The sequence below is a fragment of the Pseudomonas sp. AL 58 genome, assembly GCF_036348395.1.
In the GTDB taxonomy this organism is placed as follows: Bacteria; Pseudomonadota; Gammaproteobacteria; order Pseudomonadales; family Pseudomonadaceae; genus Aquipseudomonas; species Aquipseudomonas defluvii.
In genome coordinates, this window is sequence record NZ_JAZBQR010000047.1 from 1 (window position 1) to 2,709 (window position 2,709).

The 2,709-nt window shown below is 62.2% G+C and carries 3 protein-coding genes; all 3 read left to right on the plus strand.

Going from position 1 to position 2,709, the window contains the following annotated elements:
* The coding region (locus UIA24_RS22890) for a sarcosine oxidase subunit gamma family protein (RefSeq protein ID WP_330524026.1) at window positions 1-138 on the plus strand (138 nt) is incomplete at its 5' end.
* A gap of 19 nt (window positions 139-157) precedes the next feature.
* Window positions 158-1,015 (plus strand): formyltetrahydrofolate deformylase, encoded by an 858-nt coding sequence (purU, locus tag UIA24_RS22895; protein ID WP_330524024.1) that lies wholly within the window; start codon window positions 158-160, stop codon window positions 1,013-1,015.
* A gap of 97 nt (window positions 1,016-1,112) precedes the next feature.
* Window positions 1,113-2,312: a formaldehyde dehydrogenase, glutathione-independent gene (fdhA, locus tag UIA24_RS22900; RefSeq protein ID WP_330524025.1), complete on the plus strand. Its 1,200-nt coding sequence runs from the start codon at window positions 1,113-1,115 to the stop codon at window positions 2,310-2,312.
* Window positions 2,313-2,709: the final 397 nt, after the last annotated feature.

Here is a 2,709-nt window from a genome sequence, read left to right on the forward strand (position 1 = left end):
TTCGCCAAGTCGCAACTGGTCATCCGTCGCAGCAGCGAAGACACCTGGGAACTGCTGATTCGTCGCAGCTTCTCCGACTACTGGTGGCTGTGGTTGCAGGACGCCGCCGCAGAATATGGCTTGAGCATCCAGGCCTGAACCCGACAGGAGCGTTAGCATGAGCCGAGCCCCGGATACCTGGATTCTCACCGCCGACTGCCCGAGCATGCTCGGCACTGTGGATGCGGTGACGCGTTACCTCTACGAGCAGCGCTGCTACGTCACCGAACACCACTCGTTCGATGACCGGTTGTCCGGGCGGTTTTTCATTCGCGTGGAGTTCCGCCAGCCTGATGACTTTGACGAAGCGGCTTTCCGCGCAGGCCTGACCGAGCGCGGTGAGGCCTTTGGCATGGTCTTCGAGCTGACAGCGCCGAACCACCGGCCCAAGGTCGTGATCATGGTCTCCAAGGCCGACCATTGCCTGAACGACTTGCTCTATCGCCAGCGTATAGGCCAGCTGTCCATGGACGTGGTGGCGGTGATTTCCAACCACCCGGACCTGGAGCCGTTGGCCCAGTGGCATCGTATTCCGTACTACCACTTTGCCCTCGATCCCCATGACAAACCGGCGCAAGAGCGCAAGGTATTGGATGTGATCGAGGCGTCCGGTGCAGAGCTGGTGATCCTTGCCCGCTACATGCAGGTGCTGTCGCCAGAGTTGTGTCGCAAGCTCGACGGCTGGGCGATCAATATCCACCACTCCCTGCTGCCCGGTTTCAAAGGCGCCAAGCCGTATCACCAGGCCTACAACAAGGGGGTGAAACTGGTGGGCGCCACGGCGCATTACATCAACAACGACCTCGACGAAGGCCCGATCATTGCCCAGGGCGTCGAAGCGGTCGATCACAGCCATTATCCCGAAGACCTCATCGCCAAAGGCCGCGACATCGAATGCCTGACCCTGGCCCGGGCGGTGGGTTACCACATTGAGCGGCGGGTGTTTTTGAACGCCAACCGCACGGTAGTGCTCTGACGAGCACGCTTGCCAGTAAAAAAATCCAGTAACTCAGCGCTGCCTCCGGGTAGCGCACTTTGCACCGCTACATAAAAACAATCAGCGAGGTGAAAGCATGTCTGGTAATCGTGGTGTGGTGTATCTCGGCGCCGGTAAAGTCGAGGTACAAACAATCCCCTATCCGAAAATGCAGGACCCGCGAGGCCGCAAGATCGAGCACGGTGTCATCCTGCGGGTAGTGTCGACCAATATCTGCGGCTCCGACCAGCACATGGTGCGTGGCCGTACCACCGCCCAGGTCGGCCTGGTACTGGGTCATGAAATCACCGGCGAGGTGATCGAGAAGGGCCGTGATGTCGAAAACCTGCAAATCGGAGACCTGGTCTCGGTACCGTTCAACGTTGCTTGCGGTCGCTGCCGCTCCTGCAAGGAACAGCACACCGGCGTCTGCCTGACGGTCAACCCGGCACGGGCGGGCGGTGCGTACGGTTACGTGGACATGGGCGACTGGACCGGTGGCCAGGCCGAATATGTACTGGTGCCTTATGCCGATTTCAACCTGCTGAAACTGCCGAACCGTGAGAAGGCCATGGAGAAGATCCGTGACCTGACCTGCCTTTCGGACATCCTGCCAACCGGTTACCACGGTGCGGTCACCGCAGGCGTTGGGCCGGGCAGTTCGGTGTACATCGCCGGTGCCGGCCCGGTCGGCCTGGCAGCTGCAGCCTCGGCGCGCCTGTTGGGTGCGGCCGTGGTGATTGTCGGTGACGTGAACCCGGTACGTCTGGCACATGCCAAGGCTCAGGGTTTCGAGATTGCCGACCTGTCCCAGGACACCCCGCTGCACGAACAGATCGCCAACCTGCTGGGTGAGCCAGAAGTTGACTGTGCGGTGGATGCGGTGGGCTTCGAGGCCCGTGGCCATGGCCACGCCGGAGCCCAGCACGAAGCGCCGGCCACGGTGCTGAACTCATTGATGGGTGTGGTGCGGGTAGCCGGCAAGATCGGTATCCCTGGCCTCTACGTCACCGAAGACCCGGGCGCCGTGGATGCCGCCGCGAAAATCGGCAGCCTGAGCATTCGCTTCGGCCTTGGTTGGGCCAAGTCCCATAGCTTCCACACCGGCCAGACCCCCGTGATGAAGTACAACCGCGCCTTGATGCAGGCCATCATGTGGGACCGCATCAACATCGCTGAAGTGGTGGGCGTACAAGTCATCAGCCTGGATCAGGCGCCGGAAGGTTATGGCGAGTTCGATGCCGGCGTGCCGAAGAAATTCGTGATCGACCCGCACAAACTGTTCAGCGCCGCCTGATCAGTCCCCCTGCCACCCCCGCTTTTTAGCGGGGGTTGGCTTCAGCTGACACCCCACCGACGTCATCGCAGGCAAGCCAGCTCCAACTGTAGGAGCCGGGCTTGCCCGCGATGCAAACGCCGCGAACGCACTGACACCCCACCGAGGCCATCGCAGGCAAGCCAGCTCCAACAAAGCCCGCGCAACCTGTAGGAGCCGGGCTTGCCCGCGATGCAGGCACCGCGAACGCACTGACACCCCACCGACGCCATCGCAGGCAAGCCAGCTCCAACGGAGCCCGCGCCAGCCTGTAGGAGCCGGGCTTGCCCGCGATGCAAACGCCGCGAACTCGCGATCACCCCACCGACGCCATCGCAGGCAAGCCAGCTCCAACAGAGCCCGCGCCAGCCTGTAGGAG